At 64.8% G+C, this 16307-nt stretch carries 18 protein-coding genes and 1 pseudogene; 8 read left to right on the top strand and 11 right to left on the bottom strand.

The window, feature by feature from the left end; genetic code table 11:
• Positions 1–52 precede the first annotated feature (52 nt).
• Positions 53–226 (top strand): LiaI-LiaF-like domain-containing protein, encoded by a 174-nt coding sequence (locus PQV96_RS12310; protein ID WP_170207419.1) that lies wholly within the window; start codon positions 53–55, stop codon positions 224–226.
• Between the two features lie 92 nt (positions 227–318).
• On the opposite strand, the gene PQV96_RS12305 is transcribed toward PQV96_RS12310, so the two are convergent.
• Positions 319–744 carry a group III truncated hemoglobin gene (locus tag PQV96_RS12305; RefSeq protein WP_066694100.1) on the bottom strand — a complete coding sequence of 142 codons (426 nt, stop codon included), beginning with the start codon at positions 742–744 and terminating at the stop codon, positions 319–321.
• 18 nt (positions 745–762) lie between these two features.
• Positions 763–1488, bottom strand: coding sequence for an iron-sulfur cluster repair protein YtfE (gene ytfE, locus PQV96_RS12300; protein ID WP_273623088.1), 726 nt, complete (start codon positions 1486–1488; stop codon positions 763–765).
• A gap of 92 nt (positions 1489–1580) precedes the next feature.
• Between ytfE and PQV96_RS12295 the strand changes: the two genes are divergently transcribed.
• Entirely contained in the window at positions 1581–2069 is a 489-nt protein-coding gene (locus PQV96_RS12295; protein ID WP_273623087.1) for an RrF2 family transcriptional regulator, read from the top strand.
• 148 nt (positions 2070–2217) lie between these two features.
• Here the strand turns inward: PQV96_RS12295 and serB are convergent, their stop codons facing one another.
• From serB to mfd, 4 genes are all read right to left on the bottom strand, one after another.
• On the bottom strand, positions 2218–2934 hold the full coding sequence (serB, locus tag PQV96_RS12290; RefSeq protein ID WP_273623086.1) for a phosphoserine phosphatase SerB: 717 nt from the start codon (positions 2932–2934) through the stop codon (positions 2218–2220).
• 261 nt (positions 2935–3195) lie between these two features.
• Positions 3196–3381: a DUF3149 domain-containing protein gene (locus PQV96_RS12285; protein WP_066789441.1), complete on the bottom strand. Its 186-nt coding sequence runs from the start codon at positions 3379–3381 to the stop codon at positions 3196–3198.
• Between the two features lie 99 nt (positions 3382–3480).
• Entirely contained in the window at positions 3481–4137 is a 657-nt protein-coding gene (locus PQV96_RS12280; protein WP_273623085.1) for a hypothetical protein, read from the bottom strand.
• Positions 4138–4173: 36 nt separating this feature from the next.
• A complete protein-coding gene (mfd, locus tag PQV96_RS12275; RefSeq protein ID WP_273623083.1) occupies positions 4174–7647 on the bottom strand; it encodes a transcription-repair coupling factor in 3474 nt (1157 codons plus the stop codon).
• A 98-nt stretch (positions 7648–7745) separates the two neighbouring features.
• Here mfd and PQV96_RS12270 point away from each other — a divergent pair, with 98 nt between their 5' ends.
• Both PQV96_RS12270 and ispF read left to right on the top strand, forming a co-directional pair.
• Positions 7746–8576, top strand: a complete 831-nt coding sequence (locus tag PQV96_RS12270; protein WP_273623082.1) for an IspD/TarI family cytidylyltransferase — start codon at positions 7746–7748, stop codon at positions 8574–8576.
• A 75-nt stretch (positions 8577–8651) separates the two neighbouring features.
• On the top strand, positions 8652–9131 hold the full coding sequence (ispF, locus tag PQV96_RS12265; protein WP_273623081.1) for a 2-C-methyl-D-erythritol 2,4-cyclodiphosphate synthase: 480 nt from the start codon (positions 8652–8654) through the stop codon (positions 9129–9131).
• A 45-nt stretch (positions 9132–9176) separates the two neighbouring features.
• Here ispF and PQV96_RS12260 read toward each other — a convergent pair.
• Positions 9177–10359, bottom strand: a pseudogene (locus tag PQV96_RS12260) (MFS transporter).
• 192 nt (positions 10360–10551) lie between these two features.
• Entirely contained in the window at positions 10552–10971 is a 420-nt protein-coding gene (locus PQV96_RS12255) for a thermonuclease family protein (RefSeq protein WP_211360827.1), read from the bottom strand.
• Between the two features lie 230 nt (positions 10972–11201).
• Between PQV96_RS12255 and PQV96_RS12250 the strand changes: the two genes are divergently transcribed.
• From PQV96_RS12250 to PQV96_RS12240, 3 genes are all read left to right on the top strand, one after another.
• On the top strand, positions 11202–11780 hold the full coding sequence (locus tag PQV96_RS12250; protein WP_198847514.1) for a DUF2242 domain-containing protein: 579 nt from the start codon (positions 11202–11204) through the stop codon (positions 11778–11780).
• 108 nt (positions 11781–11888) lie between these two features.
• The gene (locus PQV96_RS12245; RefSeq protein ID WP_273623080.1) at positions 11889–12308 is read left to right on the top strand and encodes a hypothetical protein; all 420 of its coding nucleotides are present in this window, start codon (positions 11889–11891) and stop codon (positions 12306–12308) included.
• A gap of 66 nt (positions 12309–12374) precedes the next feature.
• Positions 12375–12746, top strand: coding sequence for a hypothetical protein (locus tag PQV96_RS12240; protein ID WP_273623079.1), 372 nt, complete (start codon positions 12375–12377; stop codon positions 12744–12746).
• 98 nt (positions 12747–12844) lie between these two features.
• Here PQV96_RS12240 and PQV96_RS12235 read toward each other — a convergent pair whose 3' ends face one another.
• Genes PQV96_RS12235 through PQV96_RS12225 form a run of 3 tightly spaced genes read right to left on the bottom strand, consistent with a single transcriptional unit; the run spans position 12845 to position 14748 of the window.
• On the bottom strand, positions 12845–13516 hold the full coding sequence (locus PQV96_RS12235) for a pseudouridine synthase (RefSeq protein WP_273623078.1): 672 nt from the start codon (positions 13514–13516) through the stop codon (positions 12845–12847).
• 27 nt (positions 13517–13543) lie between these two features.
• Entirely contained in the window at positions 13544–13780 is a 237-nt protein-coding gene (locus PQV96_RS12230) for a hypothetical protein (protein ID WP_207373037.1), read from the bottom strand.
• A complete protein-coding gene (locus tag PQV96_RS12225) occupies positions 13765–14748 on the bottom strand; it encodes a peptidoglycan DD-metalloendopeptidase family protein (RefSeq protein ID WP_273623077.1) in 984 nt (327 codons plus the stop codon). The genes PQV96_RS12230 and PQV96_RS12225 overlap by 16 nt, the downstream gene beginning before the upstream one ends.
• 199 nt (positions 14749–14947) lie before the next feature.
• On the opposite strand from PQV96_RS12225, the gene PQV96_RS12220 reads away from it, so the two are divergent.
• Positions 14948–16279: an IS1380 family transposase gene (locus PQV96_RS12220; RefSeq protein ID WP_103737289.1), complete on the top strand. Its 1332-nt coding sequence runs from the start codon at positions 14948–14950 to the stop codon at positions 16277–16279.
• The last annotated feature ends 28 nt before the right edge of the window (positions 16280–16307 follow it).

Here is a 16307-nt window from a genome sequence, read left to right as displayed (position 1 = left end):
GGCCCGGCACCATAATGGCTGCCGATCAATTCATAAAAAAAAAGGAGTGCAGATGAAGGGCAACGTCGCAGCCATCGTGCTGATTGTTCTGGGCGTATTTTTTCTGTTGACCAACCTGGGGCTCATCAGCATCAGCTTGCGCGAACTGCTTCGCGTCTGGTGGCCTGTCGCGTTGATCGCCGTCGGCGTGGCACTTTTCTTCACCCCCGGGGGCAAGGGGCGGTAAGACAAAAGCCTGCGCTTGCGGCGCAGGCTTGTTGAAAGGCAGCAGGGGTTTCCGGTCACCAACCCCGTGACTGGAGAATGGGCGCGAAGCGCTCAAGCCCCGTTGGCATGGGCGTCTTGGCGCGGCGTGGCAAAGCCGGGCAGCTCCCCAAAATACCCTCGGAAGAGATTGCGGGCCACCCCATGCGCTGCGGCCTGCAGCCCGTGTGCCACTTCCGGAGCAAACAGCCGGGCCGTGTGCTCGTTCCACAAACGCACCCAGGCCGCAAAGTGGGCGGGCGTGATGCCTTGCAGCTGCATGTGCTTGCCCAGCACATTGCCTTTAAAGCTGCGACTGCCCAGCAGCACTGTGCTCCAAAAATCCACCAACCTGTGCAAGTGCTCGTCCCACTGGCCGTTCAGGGCCTCGTCAAACACCGGGCCCAGCAGCGCGTCTTGTCGCACATCGGCATAAAACGCGTGCACCAACTCGGAAATGCTCTCAACAGTGGGGGTGTGATAGGTCAGGTTGGCTTGCATGGCGCACAGTGTGAGCGATCAGCTGCAGCTACATGCTGACGTACCGCAACCCCCGGCCTTGGAAGACGCCTCAAACTGAGGGAAAAGCACGTTGTTTTCCAGGTGGATATGGTTGATCAGGTCATCGTTGAGCTGGGCGATGCCGGCATACAGGGCGCGCCAAGTGTTGCACGCGCCCTGGGGGGGCGTGGCATCGTTGGTCAGGGCGTTGAGCTTGTCGAGCGCCTCACCGTGGTCCACATGCTCGGCACGCATCATGCCAATGGGGTGAACCACAAAGGCATTGCCGCCGGTCTTCAGCATGGGGAACAGAATGGTTTCTTCCTTCTCCATGTGCGACAGCAGCTCTTCGTGCATGGCTTCCAGCGTATCGGCCAAGCCTGCTGGCACATCGGGGTTGTCGCGGTGCACAGCTTCCACTCGGCGCGCCATGCGAATCAGCTCAGGAAGCTGCGCGCGATGCACTTCGTGGTAGCGGGCCAGGATGTGGTCTACCAGTTCGGCTGGCGAAGTAATGCCAGGCAGGTCAGTGCTGCGCTGCAGTTGCGACAGCTCGGCAAGGATGGCGTCCACGTCCAGCGATTTCTGTGCAGCCGCCTCGCGCAGGCTGATCTGGCCGCCGCAGCAAAAGTCCAGCTTCAAACGGCGAAAAACGGCGGTGGAACCTGGCAGCTCCACAGCGATCTGACCGATGGCTTGCTCTGCGCTCAAAGCGGGTTGGGTGTCTTGCAGGCGGGCATTCATGGGGTCTTCCTTAAAGATTCATTTGGTATGAATATTTTATTCAATAAAATTCACGTTGCAAGCATCTTTTAATTCGAGCCAGGAACAACGCCATGCGCCTTACCCAATGGACTGACTACACCTTGCGTGTACTGATGTATTGCGCGGCTACGCAGGGCCGTGAACAACCTGTGACGATCACCGAAGTGGCCGAGGGCTATGGCATCTCGCGCAGCCACCTGATGAAGATCGTGCAAGAGCTTGCTGCCCAGGGTTTGCTCGAGACAACGAGGGGCAGAGGAGGCGGCATGCGCCTGATGAAGCCGCCAAGCGAGATCAACCTGGGCGCCGTGGTGCGCCAGACCGAAACCGACTTTCACCTGGTCGAGTGCTTTGACCCCCGGGTGAACCGTTGCCGTTTGAGTGACAACTGCCGGCTCAAGGGTGCCTTGGGGGCAGCCATCAACGCTTACCTGGCGGTGCTGGATGGCGTGACCCTGGCGGATTTGGTGGATGCGCCCACTTCCACCATGGAGGTGTTGCCGCTGGTTCAGCATCCCCGGCGCAGCGCCAAGCCTGCGTCTGGCGTGGCGGTGAAATGATCCGGTGAGCGTGCTTGAGGTGGCCTAGGGCCTGGCCGGGCCTATTCCACCTGCATTGATTACTGCCCCTGGTTGGGCGGTGCTGTTGCGAAGGGGCAGAGCTGTTGTGTGTTCGAAAAGGTCCGTTGTCGAACCTTTTTGAAGGAGCTTACGGAGTCACCACTTCGAGCAAACGGTCCAGGCCACCCTGGTTGATGGCCACATGGGCTTGCGCACGCACGGTGGGTTTGGCGTGGTAAGCCACTGAAAGACCAGAGACGCTCATCATGGGCAGGTCGTTGGCACCGTCGCCCACAGCAATGGCCTGCTTGGGGGAAATGCCCATCAGCGATGCCAGCTCCAGCAGGGTGCGGCGCTTTTCGGCGCCATCGCAAATGTCGCCCCAAGCCTGGTCCACCATGCGACCGGTCAGCTGGCCGTTGTCCACTTCCAGCATGTTGGAGCGGGCGAAGTCGATGCCCAGGCCCGCGCGAACGCGATCGGCAAAGAAGGTGAAGCCTCCCGATACCAGCAGCGTGGTGAGTCCGGCGGCTTTCGCGGCGGTGATCAGCTCTTTGGCTCCGGGGTTGAAGCGCAGCCGTTCGGTGAACACATGCTCCAGATGGCTCACCGTCACCCCTTTGAGCAGGGCCACGCGCTGGCGCAGGCTTTCCTTGTAGTCGGTGATCAGTCCTTGCATCGCTGCTTCGGTGATGGCGGCCACTTCTGCCTTTCGGCCAGCGGCATCCGCAATTTCATCCACGCATTCGATGTTGATGAGCGTCGAGTCCATGTCAAAAGCAATCAGCTTGAAATGGGACAGCGAGAGCGGCGCTTGAATGCCCTGGACAACGAGGCCTGGGGCCAGTTCGGTGGCTTGTGTCATGAAAAAACTGCGGCTAGACGGAAATGGAAAACCGCAATGGTAGCCCTGTGGCAAAGGGCTGCCGCTGTGCCGCAGACATTGGGCACAGGGCGCATGGCTTTGTCAGCGCACGCTCAGCCAGCCCACGTCACTAGTGGGTGGCTACAGGATTTAAAGCGAAAAAAGGCCCTAAGGCCCATGGATAAAGCGCGAGCAGCTATCAAAATCGAAGCAAACGCTTGCGCCCAAAGCGCCATCACTGCAGGCGCCTCTCAAAGCAACTCAGCGCGTGGACGTCTGTCCTTCTCGGTTGCCCTTGCCGACCTGTGCGGGGTTGGGCGCTGGTGGCTCGTTCATCTTCACCACAAACATGCGCACGAAGAACGCGGCCATGCACAGCATGAATCCAATGCCGATGATGCTCATCAGGCCGTAGTCGGTAGAGAAAAGGTCGTTCAGCAATTTCATGGGGAAACCCTCTTTCTTGAATGGATATCCCACTATCGTGCCCCAGAGGCGTGGGCGGCTTGCGCTATGTCAAGAATCCACCAGCCACGGCGGTCGGCTTCAATCGGGTTTGCGCAAGTACAAACGATCCGACCATGTGGCCAGCCACTCGGGCTTGAACGCCACAAAGATCGCCGTCAACATGCCCGTGACGAAAGCGTCGCCCCAGGCCATGAGCCAGCGTGCGACCAGCGACAGGTCGCCTTCCACGCCTGGGAGCGAATGTCCGCTCCACTGCCCCAGCACGTTTGCCAAAAACAAGCACACGGCCGTGCCGAGAAAGGCGCGACCCAGCACGTAGACAAAGGGCTGTGTGCCGATCAGGCGCCGGATGACCGCACCCAATGCCAGCGCCAAGGTGGCAGGCACAACCCCTTGCCAGGCAATCGTGCCCACGGCGTCAGCCCAGTCGAGCGAGGGTGAAAGCACGGCCGCAATGCCGCCCACGGCCACCAAGGCCGGTATGGCCAGCGGCCACCCCAGCATCAGCATCACCAGGCAGGCACCAGACCATTGCAACTGCAGCGGCATGCGATGCAGTGTGGGCAGCGCCCACAGCCAGGGCAGCACCACCAGTGTAGCCAGCAGCGGCGTCACAAGTGGGGAGGGCTCGCTAGGCCCGTCTTTCTCCAGCGCCTGACGGCTCAGCATGCGCCAGGGGCGCAGCCACAGCGAAATGGCCAAGGCCACCGCGATCAGACAAGCTTCAAGTTCCATAGCGTTCCTGGCGCGGTGTTGCCGAGGGCGTGGCGTTTATCCGAGGGCGGGTTGGGCCAGCGGCTGCCCGAGCCCGCGCAAGATATCGCGCACCAGTTGTGCCCGATCCTTCGGCTCTTTCAACTCGCGCTCGATGCGCAGCTTCTCGTTGCCCGCCAGCTTGATGTGCTTGTTCTTCTGGATGAGCTCGATGATGCGCATCGGATCAATCGGCGGCTGGGGCTTGAAGGTGATGTTGATCACGCCCGGCGCCGCATCCACCTTCACCACCCCGTAGGGCTGGCTCAGCACGCGCAGGCGGTGCACGTCAATCAAGGTCTGGGCCTGCGGCGGCAGTTTGCCAAAGCGATCCACGATCTCTTCGAGCAAGCCGTCGATCTGGTCAGGTGTCTTGGCCGTGGCCAGCTTCTTGTAGAACGACAAGCGCAGGTGCACGTCGCCGCAGTAGTCGTCGGGCAGCAGGGCGGGGGCGTGCAGGTTGATGTCGGTGGTGACGGACAGGGGCGAGAGCAGGTCGGGCTCCTTGCCCGCCTTGAGCGCCTTGACGGCTTCGTTGAGCATCTCGTTGTACAGCTGGAACCCGACTTCGAGCATGTTGCCGCTCTGGTTTTCGCCCAGCACCTCGCCCGCACCGCGGATCTCCAGGTCGTGCATGGCCAGGTAAAAGCCGCTGCCCAGCTCTTCCATCTGCTGGATGGCTTCGAGCCGCTGCTGCGCCTGCTTGGTCAGGCCTTCCACGTCAGGCACCATGAGGTAGGCATACGCCTGGTGGTGGCTGCGGCCCACGCGCCCACGCAGCTGGTGCAGCTGCGCCAGGCCGAACTTGTCGGCGCGGCTCATGATGATGGTGTTGGCCGTGGGCACGTCGATGCCGGTCTCGATGATGGTCGAGCACAGCAGGATGTTGTAGCGCTGGGCCACGAAGTCGCGCATCACGCGCTCCAGCTCGCGCTCGGGCATCTGGCCGTGGGCCACGGCAATACGCGCCTCGGGCAAGATTTCTTCGAGCTTCTGGCGGCGGTTCTCGATGGTCTCCACCTCGTTGTGCAGGAAGTAAACCTGCCCGCCGCGCTTCAACTCGCGCAGCACCGCCTCGCGGATCACGCCCGTGCCTTCGTTGCGCACAAAGGTCTTGATCGCCAGGCGCCGCTGCGGCGCGGTGGCGATGACTGACAGGTCGCGCAGCCCTTCCAGCGCCATGCCCAGCGTGCGCGGGATGGGGGTGGCGGTGAGGGTGAGCACGTCCACCTCGGCGCGCAGGGCCTTCATCTGCTCCTTGTGGCGCACGCCAAAGCGGTGCTCCTCGTCGATGATGAGCAGGCCCAGGTTGTGGAACTTGGTGGATTCAGACAGCAGCTTGTGCGTGCCCACCACAATGTCCACCGTGCCATCGCCGATACCCTTGATGGCGGCCGTGATTTCCTTGCCGGAGCGGAAGCGCGAGACCTCGGCAATCTTCACCGGCCACTTGCTGAAACGGTCCACCAGCGTCTGGTAGTGCTGTTCGGCCAGCAGCGTCGTGGGCGCGAGGAAGGCCACCTGCTTACCGCCCGTCACAGCCACGAAGGCAGCGCGCAGCGCCACCTCGGTCTTGCCAAAGCCCACGTCGCCGCAGACCAAGCGGTCCATGGGGCGGGGGCTGATCATGTCCTGGATCACCGCGTGGATGGCGGCATTCTGGTCGGCCGTTTCTTCAAAGCCGAAGTCGTTGGCAAAGGTCTCGTAGTCTTGCGGGCTGTAGCGGAAGGCATGGCCTTCGCGCGCCGCACGCCGGGCGTAGATGTTGAGCAGCTCGGCCGCGCTGTCACGCACCTGCTCGGCAGCCTTGCGTTTGGCCTTTTCCCACTGGCCGCTGCCCAGCTTGTGCAGCGGCGCCTCGTCGGCGCTCACGCCGGTGTAGCGGCTGATGAGCTGCAGCTGGCTCACGGGCACATACAGCACGGCCTTGTCGGCGTACTCCAGGTGCAAAAACTCCTGCATGGCGGGCGAGCCATCGGGGTTCTTGTTGCCCACGTCCATGTTGACCAGGCCCCGGTAGCGGCCGATGCCGTGCTGGCTGTGGACCACCGGGTCTCCCACGTTCAGCTCGGCCAGGTCCTTGATCAGCGCCTCGACATCGCTCACCTGTTCCTGCTTCTTGCGGCGGCGCGTGGTGGGGCCTGCGGCAAACAGCTCGGTCTCGGTGACGAAGTCGATGCCGTCCTCGATCCAGCTGAAGCCCACGGTCAGCCCGGCGGTGGCGATGCCCACCTTTTCGTCGGCTGCTCCCTGAAACTCGGCCAGCGAATCAAACGCGGGCGGATTCAGTTGCGACGCGCGCAAAAAGTCCAGCAGACTTTCGCGTCGGCCGTCACTCTCGGCCAGCAGCAGCACGCGGTGCTGGGTGTTGCGGATGTGGGCGTGCAGGCGGGCCAGCGGGTCTTCCGCACCGCGCACTACCGACAGGTCGCCAAGCTTCTGGAAGTGCGGGTTGTCATCCACGTCCTGCACGCCGGGGCGCAGCGACAACTGGGCATGCTCGTTGGCGCGGGTGTAGAACTGGTCTATCGAGAGAAACAGCGATTCGGGCGGCAGGGCAGGGCGCTCGGGGTCGCCCTGCACCAGACGGAAGCGGTCTTTCGTGTCCTGCCAGAAGCGCTGAAAGGCAGGCTCCAGGTCGCCGTGCAGCACCACCGTGGCTTCGTTGCCCAGGTAATCAAATACGGTGGCCGTCTCGTCAAAAAACAGCGGCAGGTAGTACTCGATGCCCGCCGTGGCCACGCCCGCGCCCATGTCTTTGTAGATGCGGCTCTTGGTCGGGTCGCCCTCCAGCATCTCGCGCCAGCGGCTTCTGAATTTGGCGCGCGCATCGTCGTCCATGGGGAACTCGCGGCCGGGCAGAAGGCGCACCTCGGGCACGGGGTACAGGCTGCGCTGGCTGTCGGGGTCGAAGGTGCGGATGCTGTCGATCTCATCGTCGAACAGGTCTACGCGGAATGGCACGAGCGAGCCCATGGGGAACAGGTCGATCAGCCCACCGCGCACCGCGTATTCGCCAGGGCTTACCACCTGCGATACATGGCTGTACCCGGCCAGCGTGAGCTGCGCTTTGAACTTGGCTTCGTCCAGCTTTTGCTTCGTCTTGAAGTGGAAGGTGTAGCCGGCCAAGAACGAGGGTGGTGCCAGGCGGTACAGCGCAGTCGTGGCGGGTACCAGCACCACATCGGCTTCACCTTGCGAGATGCGCCACAGTGTGGCCAGCCGCTCGCTGATCAGGTCCTGGTGCGGGCTGAATGTGTCGTAGGGCAGCGTCTCCCAGTCGGGGAACAGCGCGCAGCGCAGGCCGGGCGCAAAGAAGGCCATCTCGTCGATGAGGCGCTGCGCGTCGGCAGCGTCGGCGGCGATGATGGCCGTGGTGCGGTGAGAGGCTTTGTCACGCTCGGCCAGGCGGGCCAACAGCAGGGAATCGGCGCTGCCCACGGGGCGGGGCAGGGAGAAGCGTTTACCAGGGGTGAGTTTTGGCAGTTCCATGCGGAGACGGTGTCGTCAGCCCCGCAGCACCCCCTGGGGCGCGAAGCGCGCACGGGCTGGGCGGGGCGGGGGAGTGGGGATTTTAGAATGCTCTCCTCATGACCGCTGCGCTCCTGCCCTCCGCCCCTTCTGATCCTGTTCCTTTGTCGGCCCATGGCCGTTTTTGGGGCCTGGTGCCCTGTGCAGGCATGGGGCTGCGCGCGGTGGCTGCGCCCGCAGCGGGCACGGCGCCTGCACCCTCGCTGCCCAAGCAGTACCACTTGGTCGCGGGTCAGCCCATGGTGCTGCACACCCTGGCCGCTTTTTCTGGTGTCAGCCGTTTGTTGGGCACGCTGGTGGCGGTGGCGGCAGGTGACCATTTTCTGGACGCCTATGCCCATCCCTCTTTCTTCAGGGTGGAGTGCGGCGGCCCTACCCGGGCTGATACGGTGCTGGGAGGGCTGAAGGCGCTGCTGGCGCGCGGCGCGCAGCCACAGGACTGGGTGCTGGTGCACGATGCGGCCCGCTGCCTCATCACCTCGGCGCAGATCGACACCCTGATTGACACCTGCGCGACCGATGGCGTGGGCGGTCTGCTCGCCCACAAGCTGGCTGACACGCTGAAAACCTCGATTGATGGCCCTGGCGGCGTGCGTGTGGCCGCCACGGTGGACCGCAGCGACAAGTGGCTGGCCCAAACGCCGCAGATGTTCCGCATCGGGCCGCTGATGGCAGCCCTTGAACGCATCGGCCCTGCTGCGACCGATGAGGCCAGCGCGATGGAAGCGATGGGGCTGCACCCCCGGCTGGTGCCTGGCGGGGCGCAAAACTTCAAGGTGACCTACCCCGATGACTTTGCCCTGGCCAGCGCGGTGCTGGCCCAGCGCGGGCATGGCACGACGCTGGAGCGTTTTGGCGGCGGGCGAGTGGCGCCCAACCTGGGTGGCTGAGCCAGGGCTGCTCCACAAACCTCTTGCGAACGATTTTTGAAACAGGTTGCCTCTACGCAGGCAGAAGGTGAAGCGATGAATTTCCGGATTGGTGAAGGATGGGACGTGCACGCACTGGTGCCCGGCCGCCGTTTGGTGATTGGTGGCGTGGTGATTGAGCACAGCATGGGGCTTCTGGGTCACTCAGATGCCGATGTGCTGCTGCACGCCATCACCGATGCCCTGTTGGGCGCGGCCGGTCTGGGCGACATTGGCACGCATTTTCCAGACACCGACCCCGCCTTCCGTGGCGCGGATTCGTCCGTGCTGCTGGCTGAAGCAGCCCGCCGGGTGCGCGCGGCTGGCTACGAGATTGGCAACATCGACAGCACCGTGGTGGCCCAAGCGCCGCGCTTGGCAGCGCACATTCCTGGCATGCGCGCCTGCATTGCGCAGGCACTGGGTGTGCAACCTGATCAGGTCAACGTGAAAGCCAAGACCGCAGAGCGCCTGGGCCCGGTGGGGCAGGGGCTGGCCATGGAAGCGCGTGCCGCTGCGCTGATCTACCGCGCCTGACAGTGCTTATAACGGGCCGAGCCGCCCGCCTTGGCGCGCAATACTTCAGTGCGCGTTCGCGGCTTCTTCAAACCGGTCTACCGTGCGCAGTTGTTTGAAGCCCAGCGTCCATCCCCCCACCACGCCCGGCGTGCACAGCCCACCCAGCACGGCGGCGGGCACGACGCCTAGCCAGGCGGCGCTGGTGCCGGCGCGGAACTCACCCAGCTCATTGGATGAGCCAATGAACAGCATGTTGACCGCGTTCACGCGGCCCCGCATATGGTCGGGCGTGGAGAACTGCACCAGCGCACCGCGGATGTAGACGCTGACCATGTCGGCAGCGCCCGCCACCAGCAAGGCCGCGAACGACAGCCAGAACCAGGTGGACACCGCAAAGAGCAGGTTGGCCAGCCCAAACACGGCCACCGCCACAAACATGGTGCGCCCCACCTTGCGGTTGAAGGGGCGCATGCTGAGGTACAGCCCTGCACCCACTTCGCCCACCGCCAGGGCGCTGCGCAGCGCACCCAGCCCCGCCGGGCCTACGTGCAGCACTTCGCTGGCGTAGATGGGCAGCAAGGCCACCACACCGCCCAGCAGCACCGCAAAAAGATCCAGCGAAATGGTGCCCAGGATGATGGGGCGTGAGCGGATGAAACGGATACCTGCGCCAAACCGTTCCCACATGGTGCCCGTGGCCGCCGCTGCATTGCGGGCCTGCAGGGTGACAACGCGTGACAGCAGCACGGTGCCCAGCGCAAAGCCCACAAAACACAAGGCATAGGTCAACCGGCCCCCAGCCCAGCGCATACAGCACCCCACCCAGCAGGGGCCCGCCAATGCTGGCGGCGCGCATGAGCATGTTGTTGGCGGCAATGGCAGCGGCCAGCTGTTCGCGCGGCACGACTTGCGGCAGCAGGCTTTGCAGTGCGGGCCCAGAAAACGCCCGCGAGCAGCCAAACAACACCAGCACGGCATATACGCCCGCCACTCCCGCCGCGCCTGCCGTGGTGTGGCCTGAAAGCCACCACAGTGCGCCGCTGCACACGGCTCCCACCGCCCAGCTGCTGGCCAGGATGGCTTTGCGGTTGAAACGGTCGATCAAATCCCCGGCGGGCAGCAGCAGGCACAGCATGGGTAAAAACTGCGCCAACCCCACGTACGCGAGTGCGAGGGGGTCTCGTGTCAGGTCATACACCTGCCAGGCCACCACCACGGCCTGTATCTGCGTCGCAAACACCGCCATGAGCCGTGCACTGATGAACGCCAGAAAGCCCGGGTGGCGGTAGATGCTGGCGGACGGCTTGGCAGCGAGGGCGGGGCTGGGGATGGTCACGTTGCTGGGCGGGCCCCGAGGCCTGCAGAGAGGGGAGGAGGATGCTAACGCTTGGCCTGGCGCAGGAGCGCGCAAGGGTTGGCCGCATTGACTGCTGGCGCCTTAGGCCCGGTGCCGTTGCCGATAAGTCCATGGCGCCAGAGGGCGCTTTTGCGACCAAAGCCCCAGACGCTGCGATCGCGCGCGCTGCTGCAACGGCTGCAGCTGGGGGTGTTGCTGTGCATAGGGCGCGTAGACCCAGGCCATCCCAGCGGCAACCTGGGCGGCCGCCACATCTTTGCCCGCACACTGCACATTGGCCACGGTGCGGCCGTAATCGTCCCGGGTCAGCGGCTGTAGCCGGGCCTTTTGCCGAAAGCACAGCTGCGCCAGGTGCTGCTTGGAGCGGGTGCCAAACGCCTGTTTGGTTTCGGGGGCATCAATGGCGGCGACGCGTACTTTGACGGGGCGATACGCCCCCGGTGCGCCGCAGCGGGCGGTGAGGGTGTCGCCATCGCTGATGGCAACAACCAGGCAGAACATGACAGTGAGAGACACGAGCAAAGGCGCGCGGGAACAAACCGTGGCGCAATGGAACCAAAAGGGGCGCCACTATACGGTGATCCCGCTCGGCGGCGCATGGTGGGCTACAGTTCTTTACGCTCGCAGTTCACAAAGTGGCCAGAAAAACCGGCTACCCTTTCACTACCTTTCCAGTCTTGTCGGAGAACACAGATTTGAACCAGTTTTCAAGCGCCTCGCGTGCCGGGGCCATGCCCCTGCCCATCGGGCGCCGGGTGATGAGCGCCATCGCCCTGTGTGCGGTGACCTTGCTGGCTGGTTGCGCCACCACCGGCAGCGTGCCAGTGTTTTACGGCCCGCAGGAGAAGTTTGGCTCGGTGGCCACCTATTCGCGCCTGTTTGACGCCACCCCTGCGCAGACGTGCGAGGCCTCGCGCCGCGCCTTGCTCAGCCAGGGCTACCTGATCAACACCACCACGGCCGAGATGGTGGAGGGGAAGAAGAGCTTCCAGCCCAGCCCAGAAACCCACTTGCAGATGGTCATTCGCGTGGTGTGCGTGCCTGACAGCCCCAGCGGCAAAGTGAGCCTCGGGTTTGTGACGGCCTTGCAGGACAGCTATGCCCTGCGCAAGACCAACAACTCCGCCAGCCTGGGCGTGGGGGCCCTGGGGTCCGTGTCGTTGCCCATAGCGGCCAGCAGCGATTCGTTGGTCAAGGTGGGGAGCGAAACCATCGCCTCCGACGTTTTCTACGACAGCTTCTTTGACCTGATCAAGCGCTACCTGGCGGCCGATGAACTGCCGCCTGAGGCATCGTCCAGCGGGGGCTGATGCCCGGGTTGTGAACCCCCATGGGCTGGGTCTGAATGGCTGCAGCCTTTACTTTTGTGCGCGGTTGCATGACCATTTGACTTTTATGCACTGCAACAGGAGGCAGCCATGGAATCTGTTCAGCCCCGCGCCGATGCCGCCACCCGATACGGCCCGCTGACTGCCACCACCGCCGTTCAGTCTGCGGGCAACGCCCGCCGCGAAGCCGCCGCACAGCCCGGCAATGCGGCCAGCCCCTCCAGCGACGCCGGTGAAGCCACCGCCACCTTCAGCCGCCGCGCGCAAGAGCTTTCGGCCCGGCAGACGCAAGAGGTGCGACAGGCGCAGGACACACAAGACCAGGATCGCATGACGGCCCGTCAGACGAATGACGCCATGCAGGCGCGCCAAGTGGCTGAGACCGATGCGGCTGCCGAGGTCAATCGCAGGGCCACGGCCCAATCCACTTCCACTGAAGTGGCAGGGGCCCTGGGTGCGCAGGCCCGCCGGGCCTACCAGGGTGTGGACAGCATGTCGGCCGCTGGCTGACGCAGCCGCGCTACCGCACACCGCAGGTTCACCCCCAGCACCACCCCCAAGCGCCAGGAGTTCGCCATGGTTTCCGCCGTTCGCAGTGTGGCCCCTGCCGCCAATACCTCCTTGGCTGTGCAGAGTGCTCGGCGCGAAGCGCAGCAGGCAGAGCAAACGGCGCGCGCGCTGCAAAGCCAGGCGCAGGCCGCCCAGCGCAGCGCAGACCAGGAACAAGCCCGCGCTGACGACCTCCGCACCCAATCCGCCACCGCCGACCAGCGTGCCAACCGGGCGCGTAGCAGCTTGGCTGCGGCCACTGATGCAGCATCGCGCCCTGCCGCCACGCCGCCGGGGGTGACGCTGGCGTCCCCACCGTCTGACCCCACGCTGCTCAGGGCAGACGGACGCGTGGCCGGGGCCTCCAGCACGGGGCTTTACGTCAACGTGTTTGCTTGATGGCTTGATGGAGCTGATTTGACGGTTCGGAACTGAAGCCGCATACCCCGCAGGCACACTCTTGCAAGCGTGGCTGCAAATTAGCAGCCGGGCGTTGGCTACCGCGCGCTCACCTGTTTCCACAGGCCGGGCGCAAGCCCTTCCAGTGAATACGGCCCCACGGCCGCCCTGACCAGGCGTAGCGTGGGGTAGCCCACCGCTGCCGTCATGCGGCGCACCTGGCGGTTGCGGCCCTCGCGGATCACCAGCTCCAGCCACGACGTGGGGATGGACTTGCGCTCACGGATCGGGGGCACGCGTTCACCCACATCGGGCGGCGGGTTCAACAGGCGTGCGTGGGCGGGCAGGGTGGGGCCGTCATTCAGCACCACGCCCAGGCGCAGGGCAGCCATGGCAGCTTCGTCGGGTGTGCCTTCCACCTGCACCCAGTAAGTCTTCTCCATTTTGAAGCGCGGGTCTGCAATCTGCGCTTGCAGCTTGCCGTCGTTGGTCAGCAGCAGCAGGCCCTCGCTGTCCGCGTCCAGCCGCCCGGCCACATACACGCCGGGCAGGTCGATGTAATCCTTGAGGCCTTGCCACTTGCCCTCGGGCGTGAACTGGCTGAGCACGCCGTAGGGCTTGTAAAAGCAGATCAGCAGCGCGTCTTCGGGTGCGATGCGTTCCGCCACCGGTCTGCGCACGCCTGCCCGCGTGGGCGCTGCCTTGCCGGTGGGCTGCGCCACCGCTGGCCTGGGGCGGGTGAGCTTGGGGCGGGGGCTGGGTGGGGTCATGGGGCGTTGCGACGGCAGCGGCTCGCGTCAATCTTCATCTTTGCCCACCACCGCCCGCACTCCGGCGGCGCCTACGTCTACCGTGGTGCCCACCACGGTCGCACCCACTTTCACCGTGGTGCTCACCACCGTAACGGCTGCGTCGGCCACAGCCACCACGGCGCAGCCAGAGCACAGCAGGGCCACCGCGCAGGCCAGTGCGCCCAGGGCTGGGCGAACCCGTGGAACAGGGTGCGGGCGGGCAGAAATCAAGGTGAGGCGCATGGGGCAGACCAAAGGTGTGGGTGGCGTGGGGCAGGGGCTAAAGCACCAGCCTTTCCAAGCGTGAGGGGCGGATTGTGCTCCAGCCCCGGTCGGTCCATGAACAGGGCTGGGTCCACCATGGCGCGGTTGAGCATCACGCCCCAGTGCAGGTGCGGCCCGGTCACGCGGCCAGTGGCGCCCACCTTACAGAAGGCGTCGCCTGCGCTCAGGGTGTCGCCCACCTGCACGTCGATGCTGCTCAGGTGGCAATACATGGTGAGCACGCCGTGGCCATGGTCCAGCCACACTGTGCCGCCGTTGAAGAAATAGTCGCCCGTGTCAATCACAGTGCCCGGCAGCGGCGCCACGATGGGCGTGCCGGTGGGGGCGGCGATGTCCATGCCGCTGTGCGGATTGCGGGCTTGCCCGTTGAACACCCGCCGCAGGCCAAACGAGCTGGAGCGCCGCCCCGGTGTGGGTTGGCGCATGTGCAGGGACGGCACGGCGCCGCCTGCGGGTTCGCTCCAGGTGGCCATGATGCGGGCCTGGTGGTCGCGTTCGCGCTCGTAGCGGGCCTGGTCTTGGGGCGACAGGTCTACCGTGCGGGGCGAGACGGTGAGTTGCTGCTCCGCATACCGCTTGGGGGCCACGGTGTAGTGAACCTGCCGTGCCTGCCCTTCGGCCGCTGCGGGCAGCACCGTCACATGGGCGTCGCCCGTGGGTGCGGCCAGTGGAATGCCCAGCACAGCCGTCCACTCGATGGCGTCGCCCACCACCAGCACGGGCACATCCGCATCGCCCTGGCGCACCTGCACACGGGGCCGCTGCGCTGCGGGGCCCAGCGACAGCCGCGCCACCCCGCCTGGCACTGCCAACGCGCGCGGCCAGACACCTGCGGGCGCGGGCCGCTGCTTGGCCGCCAGGCCAATGCCGGGCAACGATGCCAGGGTGAGGGACGCGAGCAGGTGGCGGCGGTTCAAGAGCGGCATGGAAGGGGGCGGTGTTTGAAAGAAAAATAGCTGCCAGCGCTTATTCTATAAGCGCTGGCAGCTATCAAATTTGAAGTGAGTTGCTGGCTGGCTGGACGGCTAGCCCGGATATTTCACCGTAGTAGAGCCACAAACGAGGACGGCATTGCCCTTGTGTGCCCGAAAATCCAGGTGTCGAATCTTGATCAACGAGCGGGCAATGCCGAAGCCAAACTGTACCGAAGAAATTGACGTTGGGAGCATGGACTTTGGCCGGTTGGGCCGGCGCGTGGTGCAGGGGTGTTTTGACGGCGGCAGCATGACCAGCGATGGTGGCGTGATGCTGCTTGGCCAGGTCGATCGCAAGCTGGGCTTGATGGATGCGGCGGCGCGCTGCATCGCCGATCCGCGCAATCCGCTACTGATCACGCACGACGTGCGCGACATGTTGCGCCAGCGGGTGTACGGCCTGGCGCTGGGCTGGGAAGACCTCAACGACCACGGTGCTCTGCGCTGTGACGTGGCTGTGCAGACGGCTGTTGGCGTGGACCACGAGATTGCCAGCGCGCCTACGCTTTGCCGACTGGAGAAATGGGCCGACCGTGCCACGGCGTGGCGGCTGCACGAGGTGTTGGTCAATCAGTTCATCGCCAGCTTCGAGAGCGCGCCCGAAGAGTTGGTGCTGGACTTTGATGCCACCGACAACCCGTTGCACGGCCAGCAGGAGGCACGCTTCTTCCATGGTTACTACGACAGCTACTGCTACCTGCCCCTGTACGTGTTCTGCGGCCAGCAACTGCTGTGCGCCTACTTGCGGCCCAGCAACATCGATGCGGCGCAGCACGCTGGGGCTATCCTCAAGCTGCTGGTGCGCCGACTGCGCCAGAGTTGGCCGCAGGTGCGCATCGTGTTTCGGGCCGACTCCGGGTTCTGCCGCCAACGCATCCTGAACTGGTGCGAGCGCGCCGGCGTGCACTACATCGTGGGTCTGGCGCGCAATGCACGGCTGCAGGCGCGCGTGGCGTTTGCCGAACTCTCAATGAAAGACGAATACGAGCGCAGCGGGGCCAAACAGCGCATGGTCGATGAATTCGACTACGCCGCACAGAGCTGGCCGCACGAGCGGCGCGTGATCACGCGGCTTGAATGGGGCGCGCAAGGCTGCAACCCGCGCTTCATCGTGACAAACCTTGCCGGTGATCCCCAGGCGCTGTACGACGGCGTGTACTGCCAGCGCGGCGAGGCGGAGAACCGGATCAAGGAAGCGCAGGTAGGGCTGTTCGCCACGCGCACGAGCTGCCATGTGCTGCGCTCCAACCAACTGCGCATGCTGCTGGCCGCGCTGGGCTACGTGCTGGTAGAGAGGCTGCGCGCGTTGGCGTTGCAGGGCACAGAGCTGGCCACGGCGCAGATCGACACGCTGCGCATGAAGCTGCTCAAGGTGGCGGCAGTGGTGACGCGCAACACGCGGCGCATCCGCCTGTACCTGGCCTCCAACTGGCCCAGTGCGCAGACCTTCGCGCACGCCATGAGCCAGCTGCGCTCACCCTGAACACACCAGCAGCGCCTGGCCGGCGCGA

Origin of the sequence: Acidovorax temperans, from assembly GCF_028596105.1 — a bacterium.
GTDB lineage: Bacteria > Pseudomonadota > Gammaproteobacteria > Burkholderiales > Burkholderiaceae_C > Acidovorax > Acidovorax temperans.
This window is presented reverse-complemented; position numbering and strand designations above follow the sequence as displayed.